Source organism: Pseudoalteromonas sp. SG43-1 (genome assembly GCF_014164415.1).
GTDB classification, from domain to species: domain Bacteria; phylum Pseudomonadota; class Gammaproteobacteria; order Enterobacterales; family Alteromonadaceae; genus Pseudoalteromonas; species Pseudoalteromonas distincta.
Window position 1 is genome coordinate 15,090 of sequence record NZ_JACJFD010000017.1, and the last position, 15,547, is coordinate 30,636.

General features: G+C 39.3%; 13 protein-coding genes. 4 read left to right on the forward strand and 9 right to left on the reverse strand.

All coding sequences use genetic code 11. The annotated features are described in order from the left end of the window. Nucleotides 1-218: 218 nt before the first annotated feature. The 6 genes from prmA to rsmD form a co-directional block, all read right to left on the reverse strand. Nucleotides 219-1,100, reverse strand: coding sequence for a 50S ribosomal protein L11 methyltransferase (gene prmA / locus H5159_RS12580; protein WP_182780383.1), 882 nt, complete (start codon nt 1,098-1,100; stop codon nt 219-221). A 68-nt stretch (nt 1,101-1,168) separates the two neighbouring features. After that, nucleotides 1,169-3,019: an RNA polymerase sigma factor RpoD gene (rpoD, locus tag H5159_RS12585; protein WP_002957800.1), complete on the reverse strand. Its 1,851-nt coding sequence runs from the start codon at nt 3,017-3,019 to the stop codon at nt 1,169-1,171. 390 nt (nt 3,020-3,409) lie between these two features. Beyond that, entirely contained in the window at nt 3,410-5,161 is a 1,752-nt protein-coding gene (dnaG, locus tag H5159_RS12590) for a DNA primase (protein ID WP_182780384.1), read from the reverse strand. A gap of 244 nt (nt 5,162-5,405) precedes the next feature. Then, on the reverse strand, nt 5,406-5,852 hold the full coding sequence (locus tag H5159_RS12595; RefSeq protein ID WP_007376027.1) for a GatB/YqeY domain-containing protein: 447 nt from the start codon (nt 5,850-5,852) through the stop codon (nt 5,406-5,408). 19 nt (nt 5,853-5,871) lie between these two features. After that, a complete protein-coding gene (gene rpsU, locus H5159_RS12600) occupies nt 5,872-6,087 on the reverse strand; it encodes a 30S ribosomal protein S21 (RefSeq protein ID WP_002957797.1) in 216 nt (71 codons plus the stop codon). 145 nt (nt 6,088-6,232) lie between these two features. After that, entirely contained in the window at nt 6,233-6,838 is a 606-nt protein-coding gene (gene rsmD, locus H5159_RS12605) for a 16S rRNA (guanine(966)-N(2))-methyltransferase RsmD (protein ID WP_182780385.1), read from the reverse strand. Nucleotides 6,839-7,045: 207 nt separating this feature from the next. Between rsmD and ftsY the strand changes: the two genes are divergently transcribed. The 4 genes from ftsY to rpoH all read left to right on the forward strand — a co-directional run bounded on the left by ftsY (nt 7,046) and on the right by rpoH (nt 11,951). After that, on the forward strand, nt 7,046-9,025 hold the full coding sequence (ftsY, locus tag H5159_RS12610; protein WP_182780386.1) for a signal recognition particle-docking protein FtsY: 1,980 nt from the start codon (nt 7,046-7,048) through the stop codon (nt 9,023-9,025). An 87-nt stretch (nt 9,026-9,112) separates the two neighbouring features. After that, nucleotides 9,113-9,790 (forward strand): cell division ATP-binding protein FtsE, encoded by a 678-nt coding sequence (gene ftsE / locus H5159_RS12615; protein WP_002957793.1) that lies wholly within the window; start codon nt 9,113-9,115, stop codon nt 9,788-9,790. Then, entirely contained in the window at nt 9,787-10,773 is a 987-nt protein-coding gene (gene ftsX, locus H5159_RS12620; protein WP_002957792.1) for a permease-like cell division protein FtsX, read from the forward strand. Before ftsE ends, ftsX begins: the two co-directional genes overlap by 4 nt. Before the next feature lie 314 nt (nt 10,774-11,087). Further along, nucleotides 11,088-11,951, forward strand: a complete 864-nt coding sequence (rpoH, locus tag H5159_RS12625; protein ID WP_002957791.1) for an RNA polymerase sigma factor RpoH — start codon at nt 11,088-11,090, stop codon at nt 11,949-11,951. A gap of 344 nt (nt 11,952-12,295) precedes the next feature. On the opposite strand, the gene H5159_RS12630 is transcribed toward rpoH, so the two are convergent. The 3 genes from H5159_RS12630 to H5159_RS12640 are packed head-to-tail and all read right to left on the reverse strand — an operon-like array spanning nt 12,296 to nt 15,547. Then, nucleotides 12,296-13,057 (reverse strand): divergent polysaccharide deacetylase family protein, encoded by a 762-nt coding sequence (locus tag H5159_RS12630; RefSeq protein ID WP_024597557.1) that lies wholly within the window; start codon nt 13,055-13,057, stop codon nt 12,296-12,298. Between the two features lie 50 nt (nt 13,058-13,107). Then, the gene (locus H5159_RS12635) at nt 13,108-14,373 is read right to left on the reverse strand and encodes a S41 family peptidase (protein ID WP_024597558.1); all 1,266 of its coding nucleotides are present in this window, start codon (nt 14,371-14,373) and stop codon (nt 13,108-13,110) included. A gap of 34 nt (nt 14,374-14,407) precedes the next feature. Further along, nucleotides 14,408-15,547 carry a murein hydrolase activator EnvC gene (locus tag H5159_RS12640; RefSeq protein ID WP_024603730.1) on the reverse strand — a complete coding sequence of 380 codons (1,140 nt, stop codon included), beginning with the start codon at nt 15,545-15,547 and terminating at the stop codon, nt 14,408-14,410.

Genomic DNA, 15,547 nt, shown 5'->3' on the forward strand with positions numbered 1-15,547 from the left:
CTATAAATTGAACAAAAGTAACTTTTTTTTGCCCTTTTCGTATTGACATTTGATAACCACATGACAAGTAGGTTGATTTGTTTGAAATTCATACAGATTTTATTTTTTACAAGATAACTAGAAAATTTTTTGATATGTAAAAAAATAGTAAAGCCTGTTAAATACAGGCTTTACATGCATGTTTTGAGTTAATGCTCTAGATTTGATTGTTCGATTTATTACGCTTTTTTAGTGCCACTTACTCGAGTCCAATCACCTTCAACGGCAATGTCATCTAGTTCAATAAACGGTGCATAAATGTCAGCAACCGATTGTGCTTGTTCTTCTAAAATACCTGACATGGCAATTTTACCACCTGGCTTTAATAACCCTAAAATCACACTATGTAATTCGCGAAGTGGCTGGGCTAAAATATTGGCCACTACTATATCTGCACTAAACTCAGGTTGGTTTTCTGGAAGGTATACTTCGAGTTTGTCTGCAACACCATTTCGGTTCGCGTTATCAAGGCTAGCTTCAAGCGCTTGAGGGTCAATATCTATCCCAATCATACGCTCTGCACCTAGTTTTATAGCTGCAATACCTAAAATGCCTGAGCCACAACCAAAATCAACAACCGTTTTACCCGTCAGATCTTGGCTTTCTAACCATTTAAGGCACAAGGCCGTTGTTGCATGCGTACCCGTGCCAAAAGCAAGGCCAGGGTCTAGCAATACATTTACAGCATTAGGGTCAGGAATGTCGCGCCAGCTTGGGCAAATCCATAGTTTTTCGCCAAATTGAATAGGGTGGAAGTTATCCATCCATTCACGTTCCCAGTCTTTATCTTCAAGTTGCTCGATTTTGTATACTAAATTGTCTTTTAGCTCATCATGGCGCTTCAATAACGCAACGACTGCGTTCATATCATGATTAGCTTCGAACAGGCCAATAACTGTGGTATCAGCCCAGAACACAACGGTGCCAATTTTAGGCTCGTAGATAGGGGTGTCTTTTGCGTCAATAAAGGTTACTGAAGCGCTACCCGCTTCCATTAATAGATCGCTTACGGCATCAGCTGTTGCAGCATTGGCATTAATACGAATTTGGATCCAAGCCATGGTTATTTCCTTCAAATAGAAAAAAGGCCGCTATAGCGGCCTTTTTAGTTTATATAGTAGCGCTAAAATTATTTAGCGTCTAAAAAGCTTTTCAGTAAATCTGAGCGAGAAGGGTGGCGTAATTTACGCAGCGCTTTCGCTTCTATTTGACGAATACGCTCACGTGTTACGTCAAACTGTTTACCTACTTCTTCTAAGGTGTGGTCGGTATTCATATCAATACCAAAACGCATACGTAGTACTTTAGCTTCACGAGCTGTTAAGCCTGCAAGTACATCGTTAGTTGCGCCACGAAGAGATTCCATTGTTGCCGAATCGATTGGCGAATCAATAGTTGTATCTTCGATAAAGTCACCTAAGTGAGAATCTTCATCATCACCGATTGGTGTTTCCATTGAAATTGGCTCTTTAGCAATCTTAAGTACCTTACGGATTTTATCCTCAGGCATCATCATGCGTTCTGCTAATTCTTCTGGATTTGGCTCACGACCCATTTCTTGTAACATTTGACGAGAGATACGGTTAAGTTTATTAATCGTTTCAATCATATGCACAGGGATACGGATTGTTCTTGCTTGGTCAGCAATAGAGCGTGTGATTGCTTGACGTATCCACCACGTAGCATAAGTAGAGAACTTATAACCACGGCGATATTCAAACTTATCAACCGCTTTCATCAGACCAATGTTACCTTCTTGGATTAAATCTAAGAATTGTAAGCCACGGTTTGTGTATTTTTTAGCAATTGAGATTACAAGACGTAAGTTAGCTTCAACCATTTCTTTTTTCGCACGGCGTGCTTTCGCTTCACCTATGCTCATTCGACGGTTGATGTCTTTAATACGCTCAATGCTTAAACCTGTTGTTTGTTCAATAACAGATAATTTATTAATGCTACGAATGATTTCTGGCTTAACTTCTTCAAGTTTAGCTGAATACTTTTCGTTACCTGAAATTTCTAAATCAACCCAAGAAGCGTCAGTTTCGTTATTAGCAAAATGCTTAACGAATGTTTTCTTTGGTAATTTAGCAATTTGAACAGCTTGCTTCATGATTAGGCGTTCTTGAACACGAACACGATCCATCATTTCACGCATGTTATTTACCATGCGGTCAAACTGTTTAGGTATTAATTTAAATGTTCTGAAAAGCTCACCAATTTCAAAAATGGCTGCTTGTGATTCAGGATGCGAACGACCTTTAGCTTCAAACGTATCACGTGCTTTATTATATAAATCACGTAAATTTTCAAAATGAATACGAGCTTCTTCAGGATCTGGCCCTGTGTCTATCTCTTCTTCATCTTCATCATCGCTATCAGCATCATCTTTGTCATCTTTATCGTCGTCCTCAAGTTGCTTAGCACTTAATTCTGAACCGATGTTAGTTGCTGAAATTGGCGCTGTATCTTCATTAGGATCGATAAAGCCAACGATAATATCGCTTAAACGCATTTCTTCAGCTTCAAACTTATCCCACTGCTCTAGTAGGTAAGTGATTGCTTCAGGGTACTCTGCAACAGAAATCTGTACTTGATTAATGCCTTCTTCAATACGTTTAGCGATTACAATTTCGCCTTCACGTGTAAGAAGTTCAACAGTACCCATTTCGCGCATGTACATGCGAACTGGATCCGTTGTACGGCCGATTTCTTTTTCTACAGTCGCAAGGGCTGCAGCGGCAGCTTCAGCTGCGTCTTCGTCTGTCGTTGTTTCTTGCATCATTAATTCATCAGCATCAGGCGCGTTTTCGCTAACCTTGATACCCATGTCATTAATCATGCTTATGATATCTTCTACTTGATCTGAGTCTATAATGTCTTGTGGAAGGTGATCATTTACTTCTGCAAAAGTTAAGTAGCCTTGCTCTTTACCTTTCTGAATCAGAAGTTTTAATTGTGACTGAGGAGTTGGATCCATAGAGATTGTTTCTTCCACTCTGATAAGTTGATACAACAGGCGCCATCATGTAGTTTGCATTAAAGCTAACTAGAATAATGTGACGCAGTGAATAGCACAGTATAACAGTTTAAATCAATTTTGACTAGGGTCTGTTGGTCTTTCAGGATTAAAGTTTGTTCTATCCAAGGGTGGTTTAATCGCGGCGCGAGGTTTGTAACCTAGTGGGCTAAGTAAAAACCGAGCAACAAAGAGTAAACCTCCCTTGGGTCGAACCCAAAGGGCAGCGCGTGTTTGGTATTTATGCTGCGTTATCGCCTATTTATGTGGAATAACCACACTACATAAGCTATGTCTTGTCTAAATACCAAACACACTGCTGTAAACTTAACCTCGAAAGATAAACAGACCCTAACTGTTAGTCGCTTTTAACGCTGTCATTAACAAATGACACTCAAGCCTTTCATCGCTACTAAGGCCTTGTGTCTTGTCCTTTATTAATAAGGTCTCGAGTCGATAATTTAAACACTGATCTTCAATAAACTTGAAAGTATTTTTAAAAACCGTCTCTAAACGTTCTTCATTTATCTCATGTTGCCACGTTGCAAGCTTGATTAATGGCTCGTAATCTTCAGTTCCTCGAAAAAACTCGAGCAGTTGCGCAGTGGTCACATTTTCTTTTTCTAAAGCTTGTTCTTGTAATCGTAATAACAGCCCTATGCCAGCAATGTTCATTTGTGCAAGCTCAGGTAAATACGGCACACTTTTAGCTAAATTAGGGTGCTGGATCAATATACCGATAGCTTGGCGCATAGGTGTTATTTTAAATTTACGTTCAATAGAGTGTTGTTGTTTAGGCGTTTTTAAACGGCTATTCAACTGCTCACGCGTTCTGCCAATTAAGCGTCCTAATTGTTCAAGAATGTTTTCTTGATAAAACTCACTTGGAATTTTTTCAATTAGTGGAAGTGCTGCACTAAGAAGTTTAGCTTTTCCTGAATCGAGTGTTAAATCAACCTCTTGGCTTAATTTATTAAACAATACTTTGGTAAAGTCATCTGCTTGGCTTAGGCGCAATTCGAATTGCTCCTTACCTTCTTTTTGTACAAGCGAGTCAGGGTCTTCGCCATCTGGTAAAAATGCAAATTGTAGTGCTTTACCATCGTTTAAATAAGGGAGTGCATTTTCAAGTGCCCGCCAAGCAGCGTCACGGCCAGCCCTGTCGCCATCGTAACAACAGATTACTTTATCAGTAGTTCTAAATAAAGTGTGCATGTGCTCGCTTGTTGTTGCTGTCCCCAGTGATGCAACTGCATATTCAATCCCTTGTTCAGCTAAGGCGACAACATCCATATAACCTTCAACAATCATTACATGATCAAGTTTTTTATGGGCTTGCTTTGCTTCGTAAAGCCCATAAAGCTCAAAGCCTTTATGGAAAACTCGGGTTTCTGGCGAGTTTAGATATTTTGGCCCTTGGTCGGCTTGCATTACACGCCCACCAAATGCAATAACGCGTCCGCGTTTATCGCGAATAGGGAACATTAGGCGATCGCGAAAAAAATCAAATTGTCTGCCTGGTGTTTTTTCTGAAGCTAGCTTTAGCTCAACCAATTGCTCTTTTTGTTCTTTATTACGACCAAGCTGTAGGCATAGCCCATCCCATTCACTGGGTGCGTAGCCAATCATAAATTTTTTAACAGTTTCACCGCTTAAACCACGGCCTTTAACATACTCAATAACAGCAGCAGAATTACTATGGTGTTTTAATTGGTGCTGATAAAAGCGAGCAGTATGAAGCATTAAGTCGTAATCGGAGCGCTTTTGCGCAGCCGTACGCTCTGGTGCTGAATTTGCGCCTTGTTCTCGAGGTACTTCTAAGTTAAGCATGCTGGCTATTTCTTCAATAGCATCTACAAACTCTAGCTTTTCGTACTCCATTACAAACGAAATTGCATTACCATTAGCGCCACACCCAAAGCAGTGATAAAACTGTTTGTCTTGCGATACAGTAAATGAGGGAGATTTTTCGTTATGAAATGGGCAGCAAGCTTGATAATCCTTACCTGCTTTTTTTAGACCTACTTTTGAGTCTATCAGGTCGACAATATCGGTTCTGGCAAGTAAATCGTCTATAAAGTTACGTGGGATCTTTCCGGCCATTAGTAAAATACAGTCCTGAAATAATAAGAAGAAGAACGAATATGAAATTTACTTTTTTATACTTGCTTGATGCAAAATATAGTGTGCTTTAACTTACCAAAATGACAGCGAAATAAATAGGGAAGCTATAAAAAATTTCATTTTAAAGTAACCTAATCGGTGTACTTTTTATTAAAGTTAAAAACAAAGAAACCGAGCGCTAGGCTCGGTTTACTTCAATCATACTTTAATGTATGTGGGAGTATTAGGCAGTTAATCGTTGCTTAATTAAACCAGAAATCTTACCCATATCGGCTCGACCTTCAGCTTTGCTTTTGATTATACCCATTACTTTACCCATGTCTTGCATACCTGCTGCATTAGTATCAGCAATAGCCGCGTCAATGAGAGCAATTATTTCTTCTTCACTCAATTGTTGAGGTAAAAAAGTTTCAAGCGCTACTATTTCATTGGCTTCAATATCAGCTAAATCATCACGCCCAGCATCTTTGTACTGAGTGTAAGAGTCACGACGTTGTTTAACAAGCTTCACTATAACGGAGGTAATACCTGCGTCGTCTAGCGTTATTTGCTCGTCAATTTCACGTTGCTTGATTGCAGCAAGTACCATACGAATAGGGTTAAGACGTTGCTTGTCTTTAGCTCTCATCGCATCTTTTTGCGCATCTTTTAGCGTTATTAAGAGGCTCATTTATACAAGACCTAATATATTAGTATAATTTAACGCGACGAGCGTTATCACGAGAAAGTTTTTTCATGTGACGTTTAACTGCAGCAGCTTTTTTACGCTTACGCTCAGCTGTTGGTTTTTCATAGTGCTCGCGACGACGAACTTCTGAAAGGATTCCTGCTTTTTCACATGAACGCTTGAAGCGACGAAGTGCTACGTCAAACGGTTCGTTCTCTCTTACTTTAATTACTGGCATTAAAAATTCACCTACCTAAATTATGAGCGTTGCTCAAGTTGATCAAACATTGATCAAGTGGTTCAAAAATGGTGCGGTATTGTAATCCGAAGCAACACCACATGTAAAGGATAATATTAACAGAAACGCATTACGTTAAACAGTATTAATTTGCTTGTCGCTGGTACAGTTGGCAAAGTACTTGTCCTGCCTTTTTTTCTTTAATTAACAACCAGTTGGTTGGCGTTTCTAAGGCGGCTAGCTCTGCCTCTACTTCAACATAAATTAATGCGTCGTTGCTTAACCATTGGTTTTTTTCTAATAAATCGCAGGTTGTTTGCGCTAAATCTTTACGAAATGGTGGGTCAACAAATACAAGATTAAAAGCTTCGTTTGTGTTTTTTTGCTCTAAAAAGGAGAGCGAATTAGTATGTTTAACGTATGCGTTGTCGAGCTTTAAAGTGTTAATATTTTGTTCTAATTGCTTAGCAGCTAATGAGTCGAGCTCGATAAATGTAGCGCTTTTAGCATATCGTGATAGTGCTTCAAATCCCAATCCACCAGAACCTGCAAAACAATCAAGTACATTTGCGTCACGCGTATCTTGCATTAGCCAATTAAATACAGTTTCTTTAATTCGATCGGTAGTAGGTCTCAAGCCTTCTACGTTTTTAACAGGGAGTTTATGGCCTCGAAATTGACCACTAATTACTCTAATAAAGCCATCACTTGGCTTGTTAGTAGCTTTATTTTGCGTTGTTTTTTTTCTCATTTAGCTCACTAAAAAATGGTATATGGTATCTAGCTCAGATAATATTATGGGCGATTACGTGTAGCTTCATTTTTCAACCGCATTAAAAGTGTTACTATTGAACACTTACGTTTTGAATGGTTGTATTTATTAGCAACTATTGCTGGGCATTCCCAAGCTATTTCAAATTTTAGTTTATCAGATTTTTATAAGTGGTTATTAGCAAGTATGACAAAAAAAAGTAAATTCATGTCGTGGCTCGGTTTTGGCAAGTCAGATAAAAAAGAAGCAGAGCAAAAAGCAGCAGCTGATAAACAACAAGTATTAGCGCAAGAAGAGGCGCAGAAGCTAGAGCAAGAAAAACTAGCGCAGCAAGAAGCTGAAGCTGATCGTTTAAAAGCTGAGGCTGAAACAGAGCGCTTAGAGCAAGAGCGTATCGCTGCTGAAAAAATTGAAGCAACACGTTTAGAGCAAGAAAAACTAGCGCAAGAGCAAGCTGAAGCTGAACGGTTAAAAGCAGAGGCTGAAACAGAGCGTTTAGAACAAGAACGCCAGCGTGCTGAAAACGCGGAAAAAATTGCCATTGAGCAGGCCAATGCTGAATTACTTGCAAAACAGCAAGCAGATGCCGAGGCGCAAAGACAAGAACATGCGCAACGTTTAGCCGATCAAGAAAAAGAGATGCGCTTAGAGCAAGAACGATTAGCGGCAGAAAAAGTAGAGGCTGAGCGACTAGAGCAAATACGCCTTGAAAAACAAGATGAGGCGATCAAAGCCGAAAAGCTTGCAATAGAGCAAGCGAATGCTGAGTTATTAGCAAAAGAACAAGCGGATGCTGAAGCTCAAAGGCAAGAGCGAGCGAAGCGCTTAGCAGAACAAGAAGCGCAGATGCTTTTAGAGCAAGAACGCATTGCGGCTGAAAAAGCAGAAAATGAGCGCTTAGAGCAAGTACGTATTGCAGCTGAAAAAGCAGAGAATGAACGTTTAGAGCAAGAACGCATTGCGGCTGAAAAAGCAGAGAATGAACGCTTAGAGCAAGAACGCATTGCGGCTGAAAAAGCAGAGAATGAACGTTTAGAACAAGAACGAATTGCTGCTGAAAAAGCAGAGAATGAACGTTTAGAGCAAGAGCGTATTGCTGCTGAACTAGCAGAAAACGAACGCTTAGAGCAAGAGCGTATTACTGCAGAAGAAGCAGAAAATGAGCGTTTAGAACAAGAACGTATCACAGCAGAACTTGCAATTGAAGAAGCTAAAAAAGCCGAAAAGCCAAAAAAAGAAGGGTTTTTCTCTCGTCTTAAAAAAGGCTTGTTAAAGACTCGCGTTAATATAGGTTCTGGTTTTGCGTCTATTTTTAGTGGAAAAAAAATAGACGACGAATTATTTGAAGATCTTGAAACTCAATTACTCACCGCCGATTTAGGCGTTGATACCACCATGAAGTTGATTGATCGTTTAACTGATGCAGCGAACCGTAAACAGTTAAAAGATGGTGATGCGCTTTATGAGTTAATGAAACAAGAAATGGCTGCGATGCTTAAAACGGCAGAACAGCCTTTAGTCATAAGCGAAGATAAAAAGCCGTTTGTTATTTTAATGGTAGGTGTAAATGGTGTTGGTAAAACAACGACTATTGGTAAAATGGCTAAGCAATTTCAAAACGAAGGTAAGTCGGTTATGCTGGCTGCTGGTGATACGTTTAGAGCGGCTGCAGTTGAGCAACTTCAGGTTTGGGGCGAACGTAACAGCATTCCTGTTATTGCCCAACATACAGGTGCAGATAGTGCGTCGGTTGTCTTTGATGCATTCCAAGCTGCAAAAGCCCGTAATATAGATGTGTTAATTGCTGATACAGCAGGGCGCCTGCAAAATAAAGATAACTTAATGCAAGAGCTTGAAAAAATAGCTCGTGTAATGAAAAAGATTGATCCTGATGCGCCGCACGAAGTGATGCTAACTATCGATGCAGGCACAGGGCAAAATGCAATTAGCCAAGTAAACCTGTTTAATCAATGTGTTGGTTTAACTGGTATTACGCTTTCAAAACTTGATGGAACTGCAAAGGGTGGTGTTATTTTTGCGGTTGCAGATAAGTTTAATATTCCAATTCGTTACATTGGTGTTGGTGAAGGTATTGATGATTTACGCGCTTTTAAAAGCGATGATTTTATTGATGCGTTATTTAGCCAAGATGAGGACGACGTTTAATTTACCAAAAAAGGGAGCTAGCTCCCTTTTTAATTGCGAGGAATACTAATTTCATTAATGTGTTAATGGAGTTGGCATAATAAAAAGATGATAAATTTTCAGCAAGTAAGTAAGACCTATCCTGGAGGGCACCGCGCCCTCGAAAAAGTTAATTTTCATATTAAACCGGGTGAACTTGCCTTTTTAACTGGCCACAGTGGTGCGGGTAAAAGTACGTTGCTTAAGTTAATTAGCTTAATGGAACGTCCTTCAGCAGGTAGTGTATTTATCAACGGTGTTGATTTAAACAAAGTAAACTCGCGTCAAATTCCTTATGCTCGTCGTGATATAGGTATTATTTTTCAAAACCATAGGTTATTAGAGCGCTACACTATTTTTGATAACGTGGCATTACCTCTCATTATTGAGGGGACTCACCATAAGCAAATAGCTAAACGGGTCCATGGCGCGCTTGACAAGGTAGGCCTAATTGACAAAGTGAAATGTCATCCTTCAATGCTCTCTGGAGGCGAACAGCAACGAGTTGGTATTGCCAGAGCTATTGTAAACTCCCCACCAATTTTACTAGCTGATGAACCAACAGGTAATCTTGACCCAGAGCTTTCAATGGAAATACTAAAGTTGTTTGAAGACTTTAATAAACACGGTACCACTGTTCTTATCGCAACGCATGATTTGGGTTTGGTTGCACGTATGAAGTATCGTAGCTTAACCTTAAAAGATGGCCGTATGCTTCAAGACCCGCTTGCTGAGGGGGCACTATGAGTTTACTTTTTAAAGGTCGCCAAAATAGTAACGACAAGCAAAAAAAATCAGTATTAGCTGGCGGTTACTTTTTTATTATTAATATTTTTCGCCAAGGTGTGCATAGCTTAGGTGAAATGTGGCGCACGCCGCTTGCGTCTATGATGACTATCGCTGTACTTGGTTTGAGCCTAACGTTACCTGCAACACTTTACTTAGTCGTTAAAAACGTACAGCAAGTGAGTAGTGGCTTTGAAGAGGCGAGTGAAATATCGTTGTTCGTAAAAGAAAGTATGAACGAGCAAGAAACGCAAACATTAGTAAAGCGTTTAGCACTTTACCCAGAAGTGGAAAGTGTTGAGTTTATTTCAAAACAACAGGCATTAACTGAATTTAAAGATGTATCTGGCTTTGGGCAAGCTTTGGAGTATTTAGATAAAAATCCATTACCGGATGTGGTACTCGTTACTCCAACAAAACGTCACAGACACCCAAATGCCGCTAAAGTACTGCTAACTAAATTAGAAAGTGAACGTGAAGTTGATTTTGGTAAGCTCGATATAGCCTGGTTAGAGCGTTTAAATGCATTACTAGATTTACTCAAAGAAAGTGTAATAACTATCGCATTATTACTACTTACCTCAGTGACACTTATTATTGGTAACACCATTCGTTTGTCGATCATGGATAAAAAAGAAGAAATACAAGTAATGAAGCTAGTAGGCGCAACGAACACCTTTATACATGCCCCATTTTTGTGGACCGGTATTTGGTATGGTGTAATAGGTGGTTTGTTTGCCTTTATATGCGTAGGTCTGATGATGTGGTGGCTTTCAAGCGCTGTGAGCAGTGTGGCGGGGGTGTATCAAACAAGCTTTTCGTTAATAGGATTATCGCTTAATGAACTCGGCTTTTTAGTGTTACTTGCAACAAGCTTAGGATTTGTAGGCTCGTACCTTTCTGTAAATCGATATATTAAAGAAATAGAACCCGATAAAGTATAATAAACCCTGCAAACTATAAGTGAACCAACCCAGCTTGAAATGCGTAACGTATCGGACTGGGTTGTACCTCCCGTTATTAAAACTGTCATATTTGTGTACTATCCTCCCATAAAGTAATGAGTTGTAAATAAGGTGATGCGGTTAGGTTAACCTGCTGCAATCCCTCAATTCATCACTTATTCAGTCGCTTGTAGTAGACTAAACACATACTAAAAACTGCTTGATTTATACTTTTAAAAAGTTTTAAATTGGGGTTAGCACTCTTAGAGAAAGAGTGCTAAGATAGTTTCAAATGTTTATCACCGAGGTGAAAAATGAGTAAAGATTTATACGCAATGGCACTTACAGTCGGACAACAAAGCGCAAGCATGGACGGTTACCTTCAAGCGGTAAGCACTATTCCTATGCTTAAAGTTGAACAAGAGCAAGAACTTGCTAAAAGACTTCAGGAAGAAGGCGATCTTAGTGCTGCCAAGCAACTCATTATGTCGCATTTACGCTTTGTAGCACATATTGCTAAAAGCTACTCGGGATACGGCTTACCACAAGCTGACCTTATTCAAGAAGGTAATATAGGCCTGATGAAAGCGGTTAAACGTTTTGACCCTACAGTGGGTGTACGTTTAGTGTCGTTTGCAGTGCATTGGATTAAAGCCGAAATTCACGAGTTTGTTCTTAAAAACTGGCGCATAGTTAAAGTTGCAACCACTAAAGCGCAACGTAAATTGTTTTTTAATCTTCGTAAAAACAAAAAGCGTTTAGGCTGGTTCAACCAAGCTGAGGTTAGCACTGTTGCTAGCGAGCTAGGTGTGAGTGAAAAAGAAGTACGTGAAATGGAATCGCGCATGAGCGGCCAAGACATGGGCTTTGACCTAACTGGTGACGATAACGACGATGCACCAACAAGTACATACTCTCCAGTACAGTATTTAACAGATGGCGCAGCTGACTTAGCTGACGACGTTGAACAAGAGCAGTGGAAAGAGCAAGCGCATACCCGTTTATTTAGCGCACTTAAAACACTAGATGAACGTTCACAAGATATTGTTAGCGCACGTTGGTTGTCTGATGATAAAGCGACGCTTCAGGAGCTTGCACAAAAGTACAGTGTATCTGCTGAGCGTGTTCGTCAGCTTGAAAAAACAGCGATGAAAAAGTTACAAAGCGCTATGAGCTAATATTGCTCAAGCAGCAAAATTTAAAAAGCCCTGCATGAAAATGCGGGGCTTTTTGCTTTTGAGTAGGTTGGTTTGAGCGAAGCGAAACCCAACGATAAAATATCTAATCAAGTAATACCGATACTCTGCATTATCGAATGGTTATACCAATCCGCAATAATACTTAATCATTTTGCGGGGCTAAACGTGTCGCTACCTGCGTTAAAAAAGTCTCATTTAGAACAACTGAATAGTGAATTTTTTGCCTAGCTATCAACACGTTTTTCCGCCCTCAAAATAGACCACTTAATTAAGCGAATTGGTATTAGTTTATTATTCGGATATAGCATTATTTAAAGCTTATATTACCTAGCACTCACTCCCTTTCCCTCAGCATGCGCTAACTGAATGTACTTACGTTCAACTAATTGCGAAACAGGTACGAGTTCAAAACCTTGCTTAGTTAGCTCTGGTAAGGCATGGCGTAAAAACTCGATGGTTTCAGGGTAGGGGTGAGCAATTGCAATGGCAAAGCTATGGGAAATGGCTAGTTGTTTTAACTCTTCAAGCCTTAGCTGCAGTTGTTCTGGTGTAGTTATGTTGTCTAAAAACACTTGGCGACTAATATTAGCAACACCCAAAAAGTTAGCGGCATTTTGTGCCTGACTCAAATCGGTTGTGCGACTATCTAAAAAATATAAATGACGCTTTTTAAGTACTTCCATTGTCCACTTCATAGCTTGGCTTTTTTGCGTAAGCGCTGAGCCCATGTGGTTATTAACGCCTTTAACTTGCGGTAAACTAGCGAGAGCTGTTCCAAGAGTTTGCTGAAGCTGCTCTTTATTCATATTTAAAGTAAGCGCACCAGGCCCTAGTTCTTTACCGTTAAGTGCTTGCATAGGTACATGAAGCAATAACTCTTTATTTGATTGACTGGCAAGTGTTGCAAAAATTTGCGAATAAGGGGTATGGGGCAAAATTGAATACGACAATTGCCCAGGTAAGGAAAGGAACTCTAAGTCCCGTTGATGATAGCCTATATCGTCTATCACTATTGCTATTTGCTTGGCGCTAATTGTTGCAGAGCTAAAACAAATAGCTAATGTTAGCCATTTTATTATTTTCACGTTTATAGTTTTTATTATCTTTTTAGCTTTATTTATACAGCTTATACAAGCTATTGCATGCTGAGTAATTGTTTGGCTTTAACCAACTGTAAATCGGTTAGATTACCAGTAAGTAATTGCGCATTATTGTTAGTGTGTTCATTTTTTATTATAACGGCTTTATTACTTTGTGAAAGGTTTGTTTGATTAACCGCCACATCTGGGGTTATTCCTATTCCATCAATCGATTTACCTAACGGTGTGAAGTATTTCGCTGTGGTGAGCTTTAATGCGGTATTGCCATCACCGAGTGGAATGAGTGATTGTACAGAGCCTTTCCCAAAAGATTGGCTGCCAACAATGGTTGCTCGGTTATTATCTTTAAGTGCTGCTGCAAGTATTTCGGCTGCAGAGGCAGAATTTTCGTTTATAAGCACAACTATGGGCGCATTTTTTAGAATGTCTCCACGCTTTGCATAAAATGCTTGGTTAGCATCGTAAAAACGTCCTTTAGTCGTTACTATAGTGCCACTTTGTAAAAATAGGTCTGAAACAGCCACTGCGCTTTGTAATGTCCCCCCTGGGTTATCACGTAAATCAATTACTAAGCCTTTAAGTGGGTAGCCAAAATGGCTTTGCAGGGCGGCAACTTGTAGTGCAACTTCATGTAATGTGTGGTTAGAGAAGTTATTGATAGCTATGTAACCAGTTCCAAAATCTAAAAGTTCGCTTGTTACACTTTCGAGGTTTATTTGGCGACGTGTGACATGAAAAGTGAGTGGGTTTTTATTGTTATCGCGATTTACAATTATATCTATATTCGAAAATTCACTGTCTCTTATTAGTGTTGCTACTTCGTCGATAGTACGGTTTTGGGCTGCGTTGTTGTTTACACTTACAATAATATCGCCTGGTAAAATACCTGCCGCTTTTGCGGGCGAATTATTAACCACGTTAACAATAGTCATATTCTCGTCTATGTTCTTAACTTCTATACCAATACCTGTGTAACGACCATTTGTGTTATCAAATAATGAGGCTAATTCATACTCATTTAAGTACTTAGAATAGGAGTCGAGTTTTGAATATAAACGCTCAAACTGTTGGTTGTTATATTTAATATGGTGGCTATTTTGTAAGGTGAGATCTTCAACGTAATAGGTATGAATGTTGAAGAGTATTTCGTCTATTTGTTGTCTTTTAAGATCTTTAATTGAGCTTGCTAGTGCATTACTAGTAAAGGTAATTAGGGTTAGTAATACAAGCAAGTACAGACTTATATAAAAGTCTGCACTTTTTTTATTAACGGTATTTATTGTGTGTTTTTTAGTTGTCATCAGCTGCTCCAGGGCGGTGCAGCGATTTATCTAATTAAATACGTTTGCACCATTTTACAGGATTTACTGCGCGTCCTTTGTGGCGTATTTCAAAGTATAGACCAGAACTTGCCTGTCCGCCGCTTTGGCCTACTAAAGCGAGGGTTTCGCCTTCACGTACCATATCCCCTACATCTCTTAGTAGCGTTTGAGCGTGGCCATATAGGCTCATAAAACCTTCACCATGGTCTACAACAATTACCCATCCATAACCTTTTAGCCAATCGGCAAATACAACTTGCCCGTTGTGCACGCTATTAATATTAGTGCCTTCTTTTGCACCAATTAATACGCCTTTCCAATCAATACCACCATGTTTACGTTGGCCGAATGTGTGCTCTAACTTGCCTTTGCTCGGCCAGTCTAATTTTCCCTTACTCTTATTTAGGCCAAGTAATTCTATTTTTTGTGTTTTTTCTTTTTCGAGCTCTTTAATCGTTGTTACTAAAGTTTGTTGGTTTTCTTTTAAATAATTTATTGAGCTTTTAGTGCTGTTGAGCTGAGCTTGTAAGTTTTTAAGATTAGCTTGGCGTTCACTTTGTGCATTAAGTAATGCAGTTTGACGTCTTTTTTGTTCATCAAATAAAAGCTCTAGTTTTTCTTGTGTTTTAACAAGCTCTTCTTGGTTTTGTACTATTTGCTGTTGAAGATCTTTTAGATCTTCGATTTGTTCAATACGGGCTTTATTTAAGTAATTGTAATAGCTAAGTGTGCGCTCAAACTTGGCTGTGTCTTCTTGATTCAACAGCATTTTAGAGTAGTCGTCGCCACCGGCCATATAGGCACTTTTGAGTTGCGCGGCTAAAATTTTCTGAAACTGAGTGTGCTTTTTATCGAGCTCATCGGCTTTACTTTGTAACTCTTTTTGCTGTGTTTTAGTCTCTTTTACGGATTGCTCTGCCATGTTAAGTGCTTTAGCATTTTTAGCTATATCGAGTTCATGGCTTTTTAGATTTTTTTGTAGCGACGCTATTTTTTTTCTTTGGGCGTTATATTCAGCTTGGCTTTGCTCAAGTGCATTTTGAACCTCTGATAAGTCTTTTTTAGTACGATCTTCATTAGCAACTGCAGATGCAGCCACTAATGAAGTTAGTATCAAACCGCACTTAATTAACCGGTTAATACGTTTGTTCAT

What these genes read in the sequence shown, in the direction of transcription:
- prmA (WP_182780383.1), bottom strand. Translation starts at nt 1,100, where the DNA reads ATGGCTTGGATCCAAATTCGTATTAATGCCAATGCTGCAACAGCTGAT.
- rpoD (WP_002957800.1), bottom strand. Translation starts at nt 3,019, where the DNA reads ATGGATCCAACTCCTCAGTCACAATTAAAACTTCTGATTCAGAAAGGT.
- dnaG (WP_182780384.1), bottom strand. Translation starts at nt 5,161, where the DNA reads ATGGCCGGAAAGATCCCACGTAACTTTATAGACGATTTACTTGCCAGA.
- H5159_RS12595 (WP_007376027.1), bottom strand. Translation starts at nt 5,852, where the DNA reads ATGAGCCTCTTAATAACGCTAAAAGATGCGCAAAAAGATGCGATGAGA.
- rpsU (WP_002957797.1), bottom strand. Translation starts at nt 6,087, where the DNA reads ATGCCAGTAATTAAAGTAAGAGAGAACGAACCGTTTGACGTAGCACTT.
- rsmD (WP_182780385.1), bottom strand. Translation starts at nt 6,838, where the DNA reads ATGAGAAAAAAAACAACGCAAAATAAAGCTACTAACAAGCCAAGTGAT.
- ftsY (WP_182780386.1), top strand. Translation starts at nt 7,046, where the DNA reads ATGACAAAAAAAAGTAAATTCATGTCGTGGCTCGGTTTTGGCAAGTCA.
- ftsE (WP_002957793.1), top strand. Translation starts at nt 9,113, where the DNA reads ATGATAAATTTTCAGCAAGTAAGTAAGACCTATCCTGGAGGGCACCGC.
- ftsX (WP_002957792.1), top strand. Translation starts at nt 9,787, where the DNA reads ATGAGTTTACTTTTTAAAGGTCGCCAAAATAGTAACGACAAGCAAAAA.
- rpoH (WP_002957791.1), top strand. Translation starts at nt 11,088, where the DNA reads ATGAGTAAAGATTTATACGCAATGGCACTTACAGTCGGACAACAAAGC.
- H5159_RS12635 (WP_024597558.1), bottom strand. Translation starts at nt 14,373, where the DNA reads ATGACAACTAAAAAACACACAATAAATACCGTTAATAAAAAAAGTGCA.
- H5159_RS12640 (WP_024603730.1), bottom strand. Translation starts at nt 15,547, where the DNA reads ATGAACAAACGTATTAACCGGTTAATTAAGTGCGGTTTGATACTAACT.